16 protein-coding genes are annotated in these 17,320 nt (G+C 73.7%); 10 read left to right on the top strand and 6 right to left on the bottom strand.

Translation table 11 applies throughout. From position 1 onward, the window contains the following. Positions 1 to 13: 13 nt before the first annotated feature. The 3 genes from IR158_RS10525 to IR158_RS10515 form a co-directional block, all read right to left on the bottom strand. Positions 14 to 1,264, bottom strand: a complete 1,251-nt coding sequence (locus tag IR158_RS10525) for an MFS transporter (RefSeq protein ID WP_291812716.1) — start codon at positions 1,262 to 1,264, stop codon at positions 14 to 16. A 176-nt stretch (positions 1,265 to 1,440) separates the two neighbouring features. Continuing rightward, positions 1,441 to 3,744: an endo-1,4-beta-xylanase gene (locus tag IR158_RS10520; protein WP_291812714.1), complete on the bottom strand. Its 2,304-nt coding sequence runs from the start codon at positions 3,742 to 3,744 to the stop codon at positions 1,441 to 1,443. Between the two features lie 327 nt (positions 3,745 to 4,071). Beyond that, on the bottom strand, positions 4,072 to 4,647 hold the full coding sequence (locus tag IR158_RS10515; protein ID WP_291812712.1) for an NAD(P)-binding domain-containing protein: 576 nt from the start codon (positions 4,645 to 4,647) through the stop codon (positions 4,072 to 4,074). A gap of 160 nt (positions 4,648 to 4,807) precedes the next feature. On the opposite strand from IR158_RS10515, the gene IR158_RS10510 reads away from it, so the two are divergent. Both IR158_RS10510 and IR158_RS10505 read left to right on the top strand, forming a co-directional pair. Beyond that, on the top strand, positions 4,808 to 5,512 hold the full coding sequence (locus IR158_RS10510; protein WP_291812709.1) for a hypothetical protein: 705 nt from the start codon (positions 4,808 to 4,810) through the stop codon (positions 5,510 to 5,512). Beyond that, positions 5,509 to 6,150, top strand: coding sequence for an HAD-IA family hydrolase (locus IR158_RS10505; protein ID WP_291812707.1), 642 nt, complete (start codon positions 5,509 to 5,511; stop codon positions 6,148 to 6,150). Before IR158_RS10510 ends, IR158_RS10505 begins: the two co-directional genes overlap by 4 nt. A gap of 84 nt (positions 6,151 to 6,234) precedes the next feature. Here IR158_RS10505 and IR158_RS10500 read toward each other — a convergent pair whose 3' ends face one another. Together IR158_RS10500 and IR158_RS10495 are read right to left on the bottom strand one after the other, a co-directional pair. Next, positions 6,235 to 6,729 (bottom strand): hypothetical protein, encoded by a 495-nt coding sequence (locus IR158_RS10500; RefSeq protein ID WP_291812705.1) that lies wholly within the window; start codon positions 6,727 to 6,729, stop codon positions 6,235 to 6,237. A gap of 507 nt (positions 6,730 to 7,236) precedes the next feature. Further along, positions 7,237 to 8,262 carry a LacI family DNA-binding transcriptional regulator gene (locus tag IR158_RS10495; RefSeq protein WP_291812703.1) on the bottom strand — a complete coding sequence of 342 codons (1,026 nt, stop codon included), beginning with the start codon at positions 8,260 to 8,262 and terminating at the stop codon, positions 7,237 to 7,239. A gap of 55 nt (positions 8,263 to 8,317) precedes the next feature. On the opposite strand from IR158_RS10495, the gene IR158_RS10490 reads away from it, so the two are divergent. From IR158_RS10490 to IR158_RS10470, 5 genes are all read left to right on the top strand, one after another. Next, positions 8,318 to 9,565, top strand: a complete 1,248-nt coding sequence (locus IR158_RS10490) for a sugar MFS transporter (RefSeq protein ID WP_291812702.1) — start codon at positions 8,318 to 8,320, stop codon at positions 9,563 to 9,565. Positions 9,566 to 9,708: 143 nt separating this feature from the next. Continuing rightward, the gene (locus IR158_RS10485) at positions 9,709 to 12,459 is read left to right on the top strand and encodes a glycoside hydrolase family 9 protein (RefSeq protein ID WP_291812700.1); all 2,751 of its coding nucleotides are present in this window, start codon (positions 9,709 to 9,711) and stop codon (positions 12,457 to 12,459) included. A 152-nt stretch (positions 12,460 to 12,611) separates the two neighbouring features. Then, positions 12,612 to 12,929, top strand: a complete 318-nt coding sequence (locus tag IR158_RS10480; RefSeq protein WP_291812698.1) for a metalloregulator ArsR/SmtB family transcription factor — start codon at positions 12,612 to 12,614, stop codon at positions 12,927 to 12,929. Then, positions 12,926 to 13,450 carry an SRPBCC domain-containing protein gene (locus IR158_RS10475; RefSeq protein ID WP_291812696.1) on the top strand — a complete coding sequence of 175 codons (525 nt, stop codon included), beginning with the start codon at positions 12,926 to 12,928 and terminating at the stop codon, positions 13,448 to 13,450. The genes IR158_RS10480 and IR158_RS10475 overlap by 4 nt, the downstream gene beginning before the upstream one ends. Continuing rightward, on the top strand, positions 13,447 to 14,007 hold the full coding sequence (locus IR158_RS10470) for a VOC family protein (protein ID WP_291812694.1): 561 nt from the start codon (positions 13,447 to 13,449) through the stop codon (positions 14,005 to 14,007). The genes IR158_RS10475 and IR158_RS10470 overlap by 4 nt, the downstream gene beginning before the upstream one ends. A gap of 43 nt (positions 14,008 to 14,050) precedes the next feature. Here the strand turns inward: IR158_RS10470 and IR158_RS10465 are convergent, their stop codons facing one another. Then, positions 14,051 to 14,659 (bottom strand): putative immunity protein, encoded by a 609-nt coding sequence (locus IR158_RS10465; protein ID WP_291812692.1) that lies wholly within the window; start codon positions 14,657 to 14,659, stop codon positions 14,051 to 14,053. Between the two features lie 107 nt (positions 14,660 to 14,766). Here IR158_RS10465 and IR158_RS10460 point away from each other — a divergent pair, with 107 nt between their 5' ends. The 3 genes from IR158_RS10460 to IR158_RS10450 all read left to right on the top strand — a co-directional run bounded on the left by IR158_RS10460 (position 14,767) and on the right by IR158_RS10450 (position 17,197). Further along, positions 14,767 to 15,405 carry an SRPBCC family protein gene (locus tag IR158_RS10460; protein ID WP_291812691.1) on the top strand — a complete coding sequence of 213 codons (639 nt, stop codon included), beginning with the start codon at positions 14,767 to 14,769 and terminating at the stop codon, positions 15,403 to 15,405. Between the two features lie 5 nt (positions 15,406 to 15,410). After that, positions 15,411 to 16,070: a DUF4166 domain-containing protein gene (locus IR158_RS10455; protein WP_291812689.1), complete on the top strand. Its 660-nt coding sequence runs from the start codon at positions 15,411 to 15,413 to the stop codon at positions 16,068 to 16,070. 77 nt (positions 16,071 to 16,147) lie between these two features. Further along, on the top strand, positions 16,148 to 17,197 hold the full coding sequence (locus IR158_RS10450; RefSeq protein WP_291812687.1) for a magnesium and cobalt transport protein CorA: 1,050 nt from the start codon (positions 16,148 to 16,150) through the stop codon (positions 17,195 to 17,197). The last annotated feature ends 123 nt before the right edge of the window (positions 17,198 to 17,320 follow it).

Below are 17,320 nucleotides of genomic sequence, written 5' to 3'. Positions count from 1 at the left end.
CGCCCCGCCCGTGTCACGGCCGGGGCGGACGCCCGTCGGTGCGCAGCGCCGCCCCGGCGCAGATCCCGAGCAGACCCGCCGCGGCGGCGGGCCAGAAGACGTGCGGCAGCGAACCGGCCAGCGCGCCGCCGGCCGCCGCTCCCCCGGAGACGCCGAGCACCAGGGCGGTGGCCAGCAGCGCCATCGTCGACGCGACGAGCCCCGGCAGCGCGACCCGCTCGGCACGCGCGTAGCCGCTGACGAGCAGCGTCCCGGCACCGACCCCGAGGACGACCGCCCACGCCGCCGCACCCCAGGGGCCGGGCAGCGCGGCGAGCCCCAGCGCCCCGACCAGGACCGCCGCACCTCCGGCGACCACGCGCGCGGCGATGCTCCCGCGCCGGACCCGCCGGGACAGCGCGAGGCTCGCGATCCCGCTGCCGACCCCGGCGCAGGCGTAGACCAGGCCGGTGAGCTCGTCGGTGCCGCGCGCGGCGTTGACGGCGGTGAGCCCGGTCTGCGTCGCGCCGAACGCGATGCCGACGGCGAGGCACGCGAGCATCGGCGCGAGGAGCGGACGCAGGTCCAGCCGCGCGACGGGCTGCGCCGTCCCGACGTCCGTGCGGGTGCGCCGGGGCCACGCCGCGCGGTCCGTCCACAGGTACGCCGCGAAGGCGCCCTGCCCCACGACGGCGAGGCCGACGAGCACCCACAGCGCGGGAACGGGGCCGAGCAGCGCGACCAGCAGCCCGGCGGCCACGGGCCCCACGACGAACCCGAGCTCGTCCGCGGCCACCTCGTAGCCCAGCGCCCGACGGACGAGGTCCGGCCCTCCGCCGCGTCGCGCCAGGTGCGACCAGCGGGAGCGCGCGATCGACCCGACCTGCGGGTTGGCGGCCCCCACGACCGCCGCGCACAGCAGCAGGAGCCACGTCGCGGCGCCCTGCGTGGTGGCCACGAGGACCGCGAGCAGACCGGTGACCTGCAGGGCGGTCGCCACGGCGACGACGGGCAGCGGTCCCCACCGGTCGACGCCGCGTCCCACGAGCGGGGCGCCGACGGCGGTGCCGATGCCGACAGCCGCCACCGTCGCGCCGCCCAGCCCGACACCGAGCCCGGACGAGGCCACGAACATCAGCAGGCCCAGCTGGATCATCGAGGACGGGATGCGTCCGGCCAGGGCGGTCACCAGGAAGGGCAGACCACCGGCGGCAGGCAGCGAGAGGCGGGGTGCGGGGACGCCGGTGGGCGCGGACGCGCGCGAGGGCGCGAGCTGGTACGTCAACGTGGGTGCTCCGGGGATGCGTCGAGGACCCGTGCGCCCCACCCCACACACGGAAGACTGCCCCTGAGCTGACACCCAGGGTACGACGGCTCCGGCCGCGCTCCCCCGCCCGCGGGCCGTGATGCCCGCTGGGCGGTGCACCGGCAAGAGGACCCCGCCGGTGCACCGCTCCGACGTCAGCCGCAGGACGCTCCCGCGTGGCCGGCCTGGTAGGTCGTCAGGGCGGGCCGCCAGCTGACGACTGCCGCACCCGTGACCCGGACGTTCCCCGCGGCCACGCTCGCGCCCGGCGCGGACCAGGTGCGCTCGAACGACGCTCCCGGCATCAGCAGCCGCCCGGAGACCGACCACCAGGGGGTCGTCGCGGCGACGAGGACCGGCACGCGCTCGTTGTTGCGGACGTGCACCGTGACGTGCGGCCGCCCGGCGACGCACTCGGCGGCCGCCGAGACGGTCAATGAGACCTGCCCGGGGGTCCCAGGCAGCACCGTCGGCGTCACCGCCGCCGACGCCGCGGACGGCTCGGAGGCGCCCGCGGCGTTGGTCGCGACCACCGTGAACGTGTACGCCCGGCCGTTCGTCAGGCCCTCGACGACGCAGGACGCGCCGTCGGTCGTGCACGTCGCCCCGCCCGGTGCAGCGGTGACGGTGGACGCGGTGACAGGGCTGCCGCCGTCGTCGGCGGGGGGCGTCCACGACACGGTCGCGGAGCCGGCGGCGGCGACCGCGGAGACGTCCGTCGGCGCCGCCGGGGCGCTCGCCGGCGGCGGGACGACCGCGCCGGGCCACGTCACGAGCACCTCGTCACCGGCGGCGGAGACCTTCTCGACCGTGATCGTGTTGACGGAGAACGCGTTGCCTCCTCCGCCCCCGCGGATGCCGATGTTGCCGATGAGGCCGTCGGCGGGCTGGTCGCCGTCGAGCGTGATCTCGGTGACCAGGTCGTAGCTACCCATGTTGACCATGCCGCTGTTGAAGTACGCGGGGATGTGCGTGGCGACCTGGCCGGCGGCGTACGGGTGGGCGTTGACCGCGGCCCCGTCGGCGGTGGTGTAGCCGCTGTTGGTGTTGTCCCGGACCCAGCGGACCCGGATCGCCGTCGTGCCCTTGGCGGTGTAGTTCACGGTCACCCGGTAGGTCGCGCCCGGCTCGGGCCGGAAGGCCACCTCGCCGTCGTCGGTCGTCGACCACGGCCACGCCTCGGCGTCGTCACCCAGGACGATGTTGGCGCCGCTCCAGGAGTCGCCGTCGGAGGTGTCGAACACGTGCACGCCGGGCACGGGCGGGCGCTCCTCGCCGCCGGAGGTGTCGATGTACTCGTGCGTCGCGAGGAACTGCTCCGGGTACAGGATGCCGAGCAGCGCGAGCTTGGCGTTGCCGTCGTAGTCGTACGGCATGGCGAACTCGCCGCCCTTCCAGCCGCTGACGACGTCCCGGACCCCCGCCAGCTTCACGGCGGCGACCACGTGCGGGTTGTCGGTCGTGTTGGCGGGGCCGGCCGCGTGGTCGCGGTAGACCTGGAAGAGCTCGGCGTACTTCATGCCCTGGTTGTTCTCGTTCTCGGGCGTCAGCTCGCCCGGCGGCAGGGCGATGTCCATCTCGGTCACGTGGACCTCGACGTCGCCGAGGGTCGCGAAGAGCTTGATGTTCTGCTCGACGGCCGCCACGTCGGTGGCCAGGTTGTAGTGGCCCTGCATGCCGATGACCTCGATCATCGGCTTGCCGCCCGGGCGGACGCCGGCGTGGCGCTCGTTGATGTCCTTGACCATCTCGTAGACGACGCGCGCCTTGGCCGGGGAGTCCAGGCCGAAGTCGTTGTAGGTGAGCTTGACGTCCCAGCCGTTGGCGTCGACGACCTCGGCGGCCTTGAGGAACGCGAGCTCGACCCAGTCGGCGCCCAGCGCCTGGTACCAGCCCTCGCCCTTGGCGAGCGAGCCGCGCCAGTCGGCCGGGTTCGCGGTGCCGACGGCCTCGTTCACGACGTCGATCGCGACCAGGCGCTCACCGAAGTGCCCGAGGACGGCCTCGATGTGGGTGTGGAGGTTCTCGAGCGCCACGGCGCTGTCGAACGTGCCGGGCTGGTCGAACCGGGCCGGGGGCGCGTCCCACATCCACGTCGGGGTCTGGGAGTGCCACGCGAGGGTGTGCCCGTACAGCGCGAGGTCGGGGTTGCGTGTCGTATACCGGGCGAAGGCTGCCTCCGCCGGGTCGAAGGTGAACACGCCCTTCTCGCGCTGCGTGCTCTCGGGCTTCATCTCGTTGCCCGGCGTGTAGGACGCGTAGTTGTAGATCAGGCCGTCGACCTCACCGGCGCCGAAGATGCCGAACGAGAAGTAGTCCTCGTAGGCCTCCTTCATCGGCGGGTAGTGCTCGAAGGTCTGCCCGCTCGGCGGCAGCTCGGGCTCGGTCGCTGCGAACGCGGGGTGAGCGGGGACCAGCGCGGCGACCGTCAGCGCCCCCGCGAGCAGCGTCGCCATCATGGGTCTGATCGCCCTGCGTGCGGGCCGGACGGCTCCCGCTCCAGCAGTGGCGGTGGTGTCCGGTCGCGAACCCGGCATGGGATCCCCTCCAGGGCTTCCCCGGCGCACCGTTGCGCGGGGAGTGGCAGTGGCAAACGTTCTCTATCGAGAATGCTCACGAACCTAACGGGCTCGGCACGCACGCTGTCAAGGGGATCGGCGGGGGTTCCTCCCGTCTCGTCCACCGTGGTCGACTGTGCCGCTGCGCCGGCTGGACGCACCCCGCGCGGCGCTGCGCGCCTGCTCTTTCCCCCGGTAAAGGGCTGAGCAGGCGCGCGGCTCACAAGGTCAGGAGACGACCGCGAACCCCGCCGTCCAGGCGATCTTCTCGCCGGCGGCCAGCGTGAGCTGCAGGAAGCCGACGGCCTCCAGCTCGCGGGCGCGCTTGAGCGAGCCGGCGTCGACGGCACGGACGCCACCGGAGGTGACGACGTCGATGAGCAGCTGCTTGGCCTGCGCGTCGTCGCCGGCGACGAGGACGGTCGTGGGCACGTCGCCGACCGCGCCCGAGGCGAGCGTCGCGGCGAAGTTGGTGTTGAACGCCTTGAGGACGCGCGACTGCGGCAGGGCCGCGGCCAGCTCGGCCGCCGCGGAGCCGTCGGCCGGGACGACGAGCGAGTCGAAGGTCTCGAAGTCGACCGGGTTGGTGATGTCGACGACGACCCGCCCGGCGAGCTGCTCGGCCCGCTGCGCGGCGATGTCCGTGAGCGCGGCGTAGGGCACGGCGAGGACCACGAGCTCCCCGGTGACGGCCTCGCCGGTGTCCGTGTGGGCGAGGGCCTGGACCGAGTGGCCGCCCTTGGCGGCGAGGGCGGCGATGGCCTGGCCCATGTTGCCGGTGCCGATGATCGTGACGTGTGCCATGAGGAGCTCCCCGAGTCGATTGGTTGTTGCGTCAACGTTGACGTTACGCCACATTGGTTGACGGCACAACTATGGGCGTCCGGCCCTGTCGCCGCGCGCCGGACAGCCTCTGGCCAGGCGCACTGATCTGGGCTTCACTCCTGATATGTCCCGTTTCGTGATGAGGGCGACGGCGTCGTCGCTGCTGCTCGCGTCCGCCGTGATGTTCGTGGCCGCCGCGGCGCAACGGTGGTGGCCCGCGTGCCAGCGGGGCGCCTTCGAGACGGACGCGTGCCTGCGGCTGCAGGACCACGCGTTCGACCACCTGCTCGTCTCCGACCCCTGGACACCGGCCGGGCACGCCGCCCAGTACGCGGGCGCCGCGATGATCCTGCTCGCGGGTGCCGCCGCCGTGCTGCCGTTCCTCCTGGTCCGGCGGCCGCTCTGGTTCTCCGTGCCGGTGGCGTTCTCGACAGCGGGCGCCCTCACCGTCCTCGGTGCGCACGCCTGGACGTCGGGCGTGACCGGGCAGGTCCAGCCCACGCCCGGGATCACGGCCGCGGCGCTCGTCCTGACCGTCGTCGTCCCCGTCGCGGCCGGCATCTGGGCTGCTCGTGAGCTCGGGGCCGGCCCCGACCCGGCCCGCGACCGGTGGACGCGCGCGCTCGCGGCCGCGCTCATCGTGTCCAGCCCGCTGCCCACCGAGCTCCTCGGCCCGCTGGTGGTGCTGTACTCCTCGCACGACACGAGCCCGTGGTCGGACGCCGTGGTGGCGCTCCCCCTGGCGGCAGCGGCGCTGCTCGTGTGGAAGGTCACCCCGCGGGACTCGGCGCCTGCACCGGCCCCGCGGCGGCGGCCCGGCACCCTGGCGGACCTGCGGGGATGAAGCGGTACGTCCTGCTCGACCACGACGGCGTCCTCGTCGACACCGAGCACTGGTACTACGAGGCCGGAGCACACGCGCTGGCCGAGGCCGGCGTGGTCCTGGACAGGGCGCGGTACCTCAGCGACATGGCCCAGGGGCTCGGCACGTGGGACCAGGCCCGGGCGGCCGGCGTCGACGAGCAGACGATCGACCGGCTCCGCGCGGTGCGCGACGCCTGCTACCAGGAGCACCTGCGGACGCAGACGATCGAGATCGAGGGCGTCGTCGACGTGCTGGCCGAGCTGTCGCAGCACGCCCGCCTGGCCGTCGTGACGAGCTGCAAGCGCGCGGACTTCGACCTCATCCACGCCGAGCGCCGGATCCGCGGGTTCCTGGACTTCGTCCTGGTGCGCCAGGACTACGAGCGCGCCAAGCCGCACCCCGAGCCGTACCTCGTGGGGTTGCGGCGCTTCGGCGCCGCCAGGTCCGAGACGCTCGTCGTCGAGGACTCGGAGCGCGGGCTGCGGTCGGCGGTGGCGGCCGGGATCGACTGCGCGGTCGTGGACTACCACTTCACCGGTGGCGGGGACTTCTCGCAGGCGCGGTACCGGATCGGGACGCTGAGCGAGGTCGTCGACATCGTCCGGGGAGCGGGCTGACACCGGTCGGCATCCGGCCGTAGAGGTCCATCAGCGTCCACCACGCGTCTCGCTGCGGGTCGCGCATCGGTGGGAGCTGCACCGTCACCGACGGCCTTCCACGGCCGCGCGGATGATGTCCCGGGCTCTCTGGCGTTCACGCGGGCCGCCGTGCTCCGCGAGGTCGGCAGCCACCTGAAGCCGCAATGACGACGGAGGTACGAACGGCGCGGAGTGCAGCCACACGTTGGCGCGAGCGTCGGAGGCCGCGACCAGGAGGTGCCGTCGCACGACCCCTCGGATGTCGTCGTCCTGGACGTACGCCTCGACGTCGGCACCTGCGGAGATACCGGCACGTGAGTCGCTCAGCCCGGACAGCACGAGCTGGTCGTCACGCCGCAGGCCATCCGGCTCCTGTGCCCCGTACGCGTGCCGGGTGGCTCTGTTCCGCACGAGCGCCTGCAGCAGCAGCTCAGGTGCCGGGTCGGAAGCGAGCCGGTCCAGGTGCCTCTCCACGCGGTACACGTCCCCGGGTGCGACCCACTCGGGCCGCTGGTCGTCGGCCAGCAGCAGCAGGGCCCAGGCCGTGCGCGGAGACATGGGGCGTCCCGGTCGGCGCGGCATCGCCAGCAACGCGTTCACGTCGACCAGATGCTGGTTGCCCACCTTCCGTGAGGGCACCCGGCCAGCGTTCACGAGCGCCCGCACACGTGCTGGACTGAGCGCGGCGGCACGTGCGGCCTCGGACACCGTCACCTCTGCACCGCTCCGCAGGTCTGCCATGCGCACAACCATATCGATGTCGCAATAGTTGTGCACATGTTCAGTCGCTGTCGAACCTGGCGGGCCGTGCGCCGGGGGTGTCAAGGGGTCCGTGGGCGCCGCGACGTCGCCGCGACGACCAGCGCGGGTGCCCCGGCTGCGAGTGCACCGACGACCCACCAGGGGCTCCCTGCCAGGACGGACGCGCCGAGCACGACCACCGTGACGACGAGCGCCGCGAGAGGCGCGAGGGCGAACCACCACCGCCCGGGAGCCCGATCCCGGGCGCCCGTGACGGCCGCACGCCGCGCCACCTTGGCCGCGGCGGGCTGTCGACGCCGACCGTCAGTCCGGGTCGCGGGTCGTCGACCGGACCACCACGTGCCAGTCGTGCCGCTCCTGGGGCTGCACCGGCTGCCCGAGCGCTGCCCGCGCACACGCGGCGCCCTGCTCGCGCAGCGACTGCCCGAGGGTCGTCAGGCCGGCAGGCCCGGCCGCGTCGCTGTCGTCCCACCCGGTGACGGCCAGGTCGGTGGGGACACGCCGACCGAGAGCCTCGGCCGCGCGCAGGGCCCCGAGGGCGAGCTCGTCACTCATGGCGGCCACGGCGTCGGGCGGGTCGTCGCCCAGCAGCAGGTCGCGGACGTGGCTCTCGCCCTCGGTCACGCGGTTGACCGGGCACACCGCCAGCCGGAGCTGGGCGGGGTCACGGCCCACGTTCGTCCAGGCGGCCCGCAGCCCTTCCCACCGATGGCGGGTGACCGGGAACCTCACGTCACCGACCTGGTCACCGACGAGCAACCGACGGTCGCGTCCGCGGTCGAGCGGGAAGCCGAGGACGACGGGACGCGTGGCCCGGGCGAACGCCACGCGCCCGATGGCAGAGGCCGCTGCCCGGTCGTCGATGCCGATGACCGGCATCCCGTGCCCGTCGGGACCGGCGTGGACCACGGCGGGAAGCCTCGTCCGGGCGACGGCGTCGAGCACGGGGTCGTCGTCGCTGGTCGTCCAGACCACGAAGCCGTCCACGGCGGCCTGGGCGACGCGCGCGACGTCCGACGCCGTGCCGGTGGTCGGCACGAGCGTCAGCCCCACGCCCTCGCTGGCACACACGTCCGAGACGCCCGCGAGGAACCGGGCCGCCTGGGGGTCCTCGAACGCATAGCTCAGCCCCTCACCCAGGACGACACCCAGAGAGCCGACACGGCCGCGACTCAGGGACCGTGCCGTGGGGTTCGGACCCGGGTAGTGCAGCTCCTGGGCGGCGGCCCGAACCCTCGCCGCCGCGTCCGGTGACACCCGGTCGGGCCGGGAGTAGACGTAGGAGACCGTCATGGTGGAGACACCGGCTGCCCGGGCAACCTCGCGCATGGTCGCCCGTCTTCCCCTGTTGCCTCCCGCGCCGTCCACGCCACACACTGTACGTGTGTACCGGTACACAGGGTCTTCCGACCGCGACGGCTCCACCGCCCCGTCGCGCGCAACCGCGCCGCAGCCGGGCGACGGCCGGCCCATCGTGCGCGACGCCGCCACCGTCGTGTCGTACGCGGTGCTCGGCTGCTACACGTTCTGGCTCTACGCCTTCGGACCCGCGGTGACCCTGCTGCGCGAGGAGCTCCGCTTCTCCTACACCACCCTCAGCCTCTACTCGGTGGTGTGGGCGGGGGGTGCCGCGCTGGCAGGAGCGGGATTCGTCCGGGTCGCGCGACGCCTGAGCAGGGGCTCGCTGCTCTGGCTCTCGACGCTCGCATCCGTGGGCGGTGCGACGTTGTTCACCCTTGGCCGCAGCGCCCCCGCGACCTTGACCGCGGCGGCACTGTTCGGCTTCGCCGGCACGATGCTGCTGACCGTGGTCCAGGCGATCCTGTCCGACCGGCACGGCAGCCGGCGTGACCAGGCGCTGACCGAGGCCAACATCGCCGCCGGAGCGTCGGCGGTGCTCGCGCCGCTGGTGCTCGGCGCACTCGCCCTCACCGTCGTCGGGTGGCGTGCGACGTTCGCGCTGCCGGCACTCGTCCTCCTCCTGCTGTACCTGCGCCACCGCCGCCTCCCGCTCCCGAGTCCGGCACCCGACCCCGCCATCGGACGCGGCGGACGGCTGCCCGTCGCCTGCTGGCTGTTCGCGGTCCTCACGGCCGTGGGCTCGGCCATCGAGTTCTGCCTCGTCTACTTCGGCCCTCAGATGCTCATCGACGCCGGCCTGTCCGCTGCGGCGGCGAGCACGGCCCTCAGCAGCAACTACCTCGGCATCCTGCTCGGGCGCTTGCTCGGCGCGGGTCTCACGCGCCGCGCCGGCCGAGCCGTCCCGCTGCTCTACGCCTCGCTCGCGCTCACCGGCGTCAGCTTCCTCGTCTTCTGGCTGACCGACCTGCCCGTCCTGGGGGTCGTCGGGCTCTTCGCGTGCGGGGTCGGCATCGCGAACCTCTACCCGCTCTCGCTCGCGCTCACCCTCGACGCCGCCCGCGGACGCGAGGACCAGGCGAACGCCCGTTCGCAGGTGGTCGTCGGGCTGGTCGCCGCGGCCGCGCCGTTCCTGCTCGGCAGCCTGGCCGACCGGCACGGGCTGGGGGCCGCCTTCGCGCTCGAACCCGTGCTGATCGGCGCCGCCGCGCTGCTCCTCTGGAGCGGGATCCGCGCGCGACGCACGGCCGTCTGCTCGTCGCGCATCCCTTAATCGATTCCGCGGTTGCACGGCGGTCCGACAGGCGAGGTCCCCGACCTACCGTGGGGAGCGCTCCACGACGGCCGGACCCAGCGTCGGGCGACTACCGGGTGTGAGCGCCGTCCCGCCCCGTCGTCCCCCACCTGAGGACCGCCATGTCACCGATCACCCGACGACGCGCGCGGCGCAGCGGCTGGTCCGCCGCCCTCGCGGTCGCCACAGCCCTGAGCGTCGCGGGCGTCACCGCACCGACGGCCGTCGCCGCCCCCGACCCCGGCTCACCGGTCAAGGTCAACCAGGTCGCCTACGTGCCCGGCGTCGCCAAGGTCGCGACCCTCGTCAGCACCTCGACCAGCCCGGTCGCCTGGACGCTGCGCGACGCGGCGGGCCGCACGGTCGCCGAGGGCACGTCGACGGTCAAGGGTGCCGACACGCTGTCCGGCGACCGCACGCACCTCATCGACTTCTCGTCGTACGACACCCCGGGCACGGGCTACGTCCTGTCCGCGGCCGGCGCCAACAGCTACCCGTTCGACATCTCCGCCGACCCGCTGAAGAAGCTCCGCTACGACGCGCTCGCGTTCTTCTACCACCAGCGCTCGGGCATCGCGATCGAGGCGCAGTACGTCGGCAGCACCTACGCACGCGCCGCCGGGCACCTCGGGATCGCGCCCAACCAGGGCGACACGAGCGTGCCGTGCCGGCAGTCGTGCGGGTACAACCTCGACGTGCGCGGCGGCTGGTACGACGCGGGCGACCAGGGCAAGTACGTCGTCAACGGCGGCATCGCGACGTGGCAGCTGCAGAACGCGTACGAGCGGACGCTGCACGTCGAGGGTGCGGACCGTACCGCCCTGGGCGACGGCAGGGCCGCGATCCCCGAGCGCGCCAACGGCGCACCCGACGTGCTCGACGAGGCCCGGTGGGAGCTCGAGTTCCTCATGCGCATGCAGGTGCCCGCCGGTCGCACCGACGCCGGCATGGTGCACCACAAGATGCACGACGAGAACTGGACGGGCATCCCGACGATCCCCTCGCAGGACGCCCAGCGCCGCATCCTCGCGCCCGTGAGCACGGCCGCGACCCTCAACATGGCGGCCGTCGCCGCGCAGGCGTCGCGCCTGTGGGAGTCGTACGACCCGACGTTCTCCGCCAAGGCCCTGGCGGCCGCGCGGACCGCGTACGCCGCGGCCAAGGCGAACCCGAACCGCATCGCGTCCAGCACGGACGGCACGGGCGGCGGCGCCTACAGCGACGCGTCGGTGACCGACGAGTTCTACTGGGCGGCAGCCGAGCTGTTCGCCACGACGGGTGAGTCGTCGTACCGCGCCGACGTCACCGGATCGTCGTTCTACAAGGGCGTGAGCTTCGCGCAGCGCGGCTACGACTGGGGCTGGACCGGCGGCATGGGCGACACGACGCTGGCGCTCGTCCCCACGGACCTGCCCGCGTCGGACGTCGCGGCGACGCGCTCCGCGATCGTGTCGTTCGCCGACGCGGCCCTGACGCGCCTCGCGAACCAGGCGTACCCGGCGCCCAACAACGCGGGCAGCGTCTACTACTGGGGCTCGAACGGCCAGGTCGCGAACAACGCCAACGCGCTCGCACTCGCGTACGACTTCACCGGCCAGGCGAAGTACCGGACCGCCGTGTACGGCGCGCTCGACTACTTCCAGGGCCGCAACCCGCTGAACCAGTCGTACGTCGCGGGCTACGGCGAGAAGGCCGTGCGCAACGTGCACCACCGGTTCTGGGCCAACCAGAACGACTCCTCGCTGCCGATCGCGCCCCCCGGGTCGTTCTCCGGCGGCCCCAACAGCGAGTTGCAGGACCCGGTCGCGGCCGCCGAGCTCGCCGGCTGCGCGGCGCAGAAGTGCTTCGTCGACGACATCGAGGCGTACTCCGTCAACGAGGTCGCGATCAACTGGAACTCCGCGCTCGTCTGGCTCACCGCGTGGGCGGCCGAGCAGGCGGGTGGGCAGGCGCCCACGGACACCACCGCGCCCAGCGCCCCCGGCACGCCGACCGCGAGCGCGGTCGCGGACACGTCGGTGACGCTGACGTGGGCCGCGTCGACCGACGCGGAGAGCGGGGTCGCGGGCTACGACGTGCTGAACGCCGCGGGGGCGGTCGTCGCGACGTCGACCACGACGAGCGCGACGGTCTCCGGCCTGACGGCCGACACGGCGTACACGTTCACGGTCCGCGCCCGCAACGGCGCCGGTCTGACGTCGACGTCGGCACCGCTGAGCGTCCGCACCACGGGCGGCGTCACACCCGTGGACACCCCCCCGTCGACTCCGGGCACGCCCGTCGCCTCCAACGTGACGGCGACGGGGATGACGCTCACGTGGACCGCCTCCACCGACGACGTCCGCGTCGCCGGGTACGACGTGCTCCAGGTCGAGGGCGGCACGCAGACGGTCGTCGCCACGTCGACCACGCCGTCCGTCACCATCACCGGCCTCGCGGCCGACGGCGTGTACACGTTCGTCGTCCGCGCCCGGGACTCGGCCGGCCAGCTCTCCGCGGTCTCCGGGCCCGTCACGGTCGACACGGCGCCCCGCATGACGCCGACGCCGACGCCGCCCACCGCAGCCTGCCGGGTGACGTACACGGCCAACTCGTGGGGCACGGGCTTCACCGCCGCCGTGACGGTGACCAACACGGGCCCGACCGCGTGGTCGTCGTGGCAGCTGGGCTTCACGTTCCCGGGCAACCAGAAGGTCACGCAGGGCTGGAGCGCGACGTGGAGCCAGACGGGGACGACGGTCACCGCGACCAACGCCGCCTGGAACGGCTCGCTCGCCGCGGGCGGGTCGACGAGCATCGGGTTCAACGGCTCGTACAGCGGCACCAACGCCGCACCCACCGGCTTCACGGTCAACGGGGCAGCCTGCTCCTGAGTGCACGGCCCGGGGCGCTCCCCGGAGTCGACGGCGGCCGTCGGTCCACGTGACCGGCGGCCGTCGGCGCGGGAGAACTCGGCCAGCCAGGGCCGTCGCACCGCGACATCCGTACCGTTGTGGTTACGTAACTCACAGGGTACGGTCGGTCCATGGATGCAGTTCTGCAGGCACTGGCCGACCCGAGCCGACGCACCGTCCTCGCGATCCTGCGCGACCACGAGGCCACTGCCGGCGAGCTCGCCGACGCCCTGCCCATCGCCCGCCCCGGCGTCTCACGGCACCTGCGGGTGCTGCGGGAGGCCGGCCTGGTCGAGGCACGCCAGGAGGCGCAGCGCCGGATCTACCGGCTGCGTCCCGAGGCGCTCATCGAGGTCGACGAGTGGCTCGGGGACTACCGCGCCCTGTGGAGCAACCGCCTCGACGCGCTGCACACGGAGATCAGCCGAGGGAAGAGGGCCAGGAGATGACGACCACCGCGACCATGCGCGCACTCGACCCCACGACCGGAGCGATCCGGGTCGAGGACGTCTACGACACCGACATCGACGACCTGTGGGAGGCGTGCACGACGCCCGAGCGGCTCGCACGGTGGATCGCCCACGTCTCCGGCGACCTGCGGGTCGGCGGCACCGTCGAGATGACGTTCACCAGCTCGTGGAGCGGGCAGGCGCGGATCGAGGCCTGCGACGCTCCCTCTCACCTGGTCGTCGCGTCCCGTTCCGACGCCGGTGAGGAGACCCGGATCGAGGCGTGGCTGACGACCGAGGGCGACCGGACACGGCTCGTCGTCGAGGAGCGTGGGTTGCCGCTGGCCGAGCTGCACGTCCACGGCGCGGGCTGGCAGGCCCACCTCGAGGACCTCGGCCACTCGCTCGACCTGGACGGCCCCGCACACCCCGAGGGCTGGTCCGCGACCCGGCCCGCCCCCGCGTGGGAACGGCGATGGACCGAGCTGAGCCCCGCGTACGCACCCGTGGACGCGCCATGACCTCCGACGCGATCCGGTTGAGCGGCGTCACCGTCAACGCGCCGGACGCCCTGCAGCTCGCCCGCTTCTACGCCGACATCACCGGCGGCTCGGCCGAGGGCGAGGCGACGTGGGCCCGGGTCACCGGGCCCGGCGGCGAGATCGGGTTCCAGCAGGTCGCCGACTTCCGCCCGCCCACCTGGCCCGACGGCGAGGTGCCGATGCACCTGCACCTGGACTTCCTCGTCGACGACCTCGCCGCCACCGAGGCACGGGTGCTCGCCGCCGGTGCGACACGCTTCGACACCCAGCCCAACGACGACCACTGCCTGGTCTACGCCGACCCGGCGGGCCACCCGTTCTGCCTGACGCTGTGGGACGGCGACCGGGCTGCTCAGTCGGTCGGCTCGACCGGCGACGGGTCCGCCTCGACCTCGCCGGGCGTCGGCACCTCGCGCTCGCCGCTGTCCTCGGCCGGCTCGGTGTCACCACTCGTGGAGTCGCGCGAGCCGGCGGACGCGGCGTCCCCCTCCAGCACCTCCGGGGTGACCTCCTGCTCGAGGGTCGGGTACCCGTAGCCGCCGTCCTGCGCCGTGGCCTCCGGCTCCTGCGGTGTCTCGCTCATGGCCGCCCTTCCCGCCGCTCCTGGACCGTCGCTCCATCGTCCGTGCCCGCGCGGTGCTGCGCCATCCGGACGCCGCCAGCCAGCTCCGTCTGGATCTGACGGATGACGGTCGCCAGGACGCCGCCCGTGAGCAGCCCCGACCCGAGAGGGCCCGCCGAGTCCTCACCGAGTACAGGCAGCCGCCGCAGCGCTGCCCGCGTGGCCGCACTCATCCGCCGCAGCTGCCAGCGGACCTCGTCGTCGACCGCATCCGCCCGACCGGGGACGCCGAGCCCGACCGCCTTCGCGGCGTAGGCGGCCGCCCCCAGGGCGTGCGCACCCATGTGGGCGACACCGGACGCCTGCGCCGCCGCCCTCGCCGCGGCAACGGCCGCGGGCGACCTGACGGCACTCGCTGCGCGACCGGCGACGAAGCGCCGGCGGATCTCGTCGGCGGCACGCAGCTCGCCGCGGCTGAAGGCCCGGGCACGCGCGATCGCGTCGCGGGGGCGGCCGTCGTCCGCCGCCTCCGCCTCGAAGAGCGGCAGGACGCGCTCGGCGCAGTCCGCCGCCCACTCGGCGACCGTGCGCCGCTCACCCTCGCTGAGCGCCTGGGGAGAGACCACCTCGACCTCCGTCTCCCGCCGATGGCGGGTTGTCGTGCGCGACCGCAGATGATGCCCGAGCCGTCGCCAGGATTGTCCGTCGTCGGCCCGCACACCATAGTGGGAGCGTGACCACACCGATCTACGTCGAGACGCACATCCGCGCGGGACTCGACCGGGTCTGGGAGCTCACGCAGGACACGTCCTCCCACCCGCGGTGGGACGCGCGGTTCAGCCGCATCACCCCGGTGGAGGCGCTCGCGACGGGCGGCTACCGCTTCCGCTACGAGCTGCGGCTGCCGCTGCACACGCTCGCCGGGACCGGCACGAGCCTGGGCGAGCGGCACCGCCCCGACGGCACGCGCACGTCGGCGCTGCGGTTCACGACCCCGGACCGGCTCTCGCCGCTGGGCGACGGGCGCGGCTACTGGCGCTACGTCCCGACCGACGACGGCGTGACCTTCGTGACCGGCTACGACTACGAGCCCGGGTGGGGCCGGCTGCTCGACCGGCTCGTCGTCCGCCCGCTGGTCGGGTGGCTGACCGCCTGGAGCTTCGACCGCCTGCGCCTGTGGGCCGAGGACGGCGTAGAGCCCGAGCGGTGGCCGCTGCCGTCGGTCCTGGCGGTGTGGCGTCCGGACCGCCCGCGCGCGGGCCGCTGCCTGCGCGCACCCCGCCGGGGATCGACCCGCCGGACCGCCCCTCCCTCCGGGCCGTCCGTCATGGACGACGCCCCCACGACGCTCGACCAGCTGGAGGCACCGTGACATCCGTGTTCGCCCAGGCACTCGGTGCCGACTTCGCCCGCCTGCACCCCATGCTGCAGCAGAGGTTCGGCGTCGGGCTCGACGCGGGGTACGCGTGCGTGGGCCGCGGCGTCATGCAGGAGATCCGCCGCGGACCGTGGTGGACGCTGCCGTTCCTGCAGCTCGGGGCCGTGCGCAACATCCTCGTCCCCGACATCGGGCGCGACGTGCCATTCACGATCTCGAACTTCCCGTACCGCGACCCCTTCGGCAGGGAGACCGTCACGTTCGTGCGGGAGTACCGCGTGCGCGACCGGACGCGGCGGTTCGACGCGACGATGGTCCTCCACGAGGGACGCGTCATCGACTACCTCGGGACGCACCAGCACCTGGCCGTGGACCTCGACCTGCGCGTCCTCGACGACGGCTCGCTGCACCTGACGACCCACGGGCAGCGGTTCTACGAGGGGCCGGTCGGCTTCCGCTTCCCGATGCTCCTCAGCGGTGAGGCCCGGTTGCACGAGTGGTTCGACGACGAGGAGCAGCAGTTCCACGTCGACCTCGAGGTCCGCAACCGGCTGCTCGGGTTCCTGTTCGGCTACCGCGGCACGTTCACGTGCGAGTTCCCCGACGCGGTCGACGCGCCCGGCGCACTGCGGCCGGTGCGGCACGAGGTGCGCACGTGACGACGTGCTCGACCGCGCGACCTCCGCCCGCAGCCCCTGCCCTGCGGGTACGGTCACGGCGACGAGAGGAGCCGCACGTGGACGTGGACGGTGGCGCGGACGACGCCGAACGCGTGGTGGACGCGGACCGCGTCGTCGTCGACTGCGGACTGTACGTCGACGGCCGGCGCGCACCGGGCCGCCTGCCGCTGGGGCGCGCCGGCGACGTGGCGCGCGAGAGCGGCGGCTTCGTCTGGCTGGGGCTCGAGGGGCCGACGGTCGCGGACGTCGCGGCGGTGGCGGGCGAGTTCGGGCTGCCGGCGCTCGCGGTCGAGGACGCGGTCAAGGCGCACCAGCGCCCGAAGCTCGAGGTGTACGGCGACGTGGTGTTCGTCGTGCTCAAGCCCGTGCGCTACGTCGACCACGACGAGGTCGTGGACGTCGGGGAGATCGCGCTGTTCCTCGGCGAGCACTTCGTCGTCACCGTGCGGCACGGGCAGGGTGACGTGCTGCGGCGCGTGCGCGAGGAGCTGGACCGCGGGGACGGCCCCGCGGCCGGGTTCGGGCCCGCCGGCGTGCTCTACCGGGCGGCGGACCTCGTCGTCGACGGGTACGAGTCGGCGCTCGGCGAGATCGACGTCGACGTGGACGACATCGAGGCGCGCGTGTTCGGGCCGGGGCAGGTCAACCACGCCGAGCGCATCTACAAGCTCAAGCAGGAGGCGGCGGAGGTGCGCCGGGCGGTGCTGCCGCTCGGCCGTCCGCTGCAGCGACTCGTCGACGGCGACGTCCCCCACGTGCCGCCGACGTCCGCCCCCTACTTCCGCGACGTGCAGGACCACCTGCTGCGGGCCGCGGACGCGGTGGAGGCGGTCGAGCGCCAGCTCGGTGACGTGCTGCAGGCCAACACCGCCCGCGTGACGGTGGCGCAGAGCGAGGTCGCGCTGCGCCAGAACGGCGACATGCGCAAGATCTCCTCGTGGGCGGCCATCGCGCTGGTCCCCACGGCGATCGCCGGTGTGTACGGCATGAACTTCGAGTTCATCCCCGAGCTGCGGTGGCGGTACGGGTACTTCCTCGTGCTGGGGGTCATCGCTGCGGTGTGCGTCGGGCTCCACCGGTCGTTCCGCCGCAACGGCTGGCTCTGAGGGGTTCCGGGTGACGTCGTCGACGTCGGCACGGGCCGAGGCCGCGCTCACGACGCTGGTGGCGCGGGTCGCGGACTGATCGGACCCGCCTGACACCCGCCGTCGCGTCATTGACCGGCGACA

This window comes from Cellulomonas sp., from assembly GCF_015234515.1.
In the GTDB taxonomy this organism is placed as follows: Bacteria; Actinomycetota; Actinomycetes; order Actinomycetales; family Cellulomonadaceae; genus Cellulomonas.
This window is presented reverse-complemented; position numbering and strand designations above follow the sequence as displayed.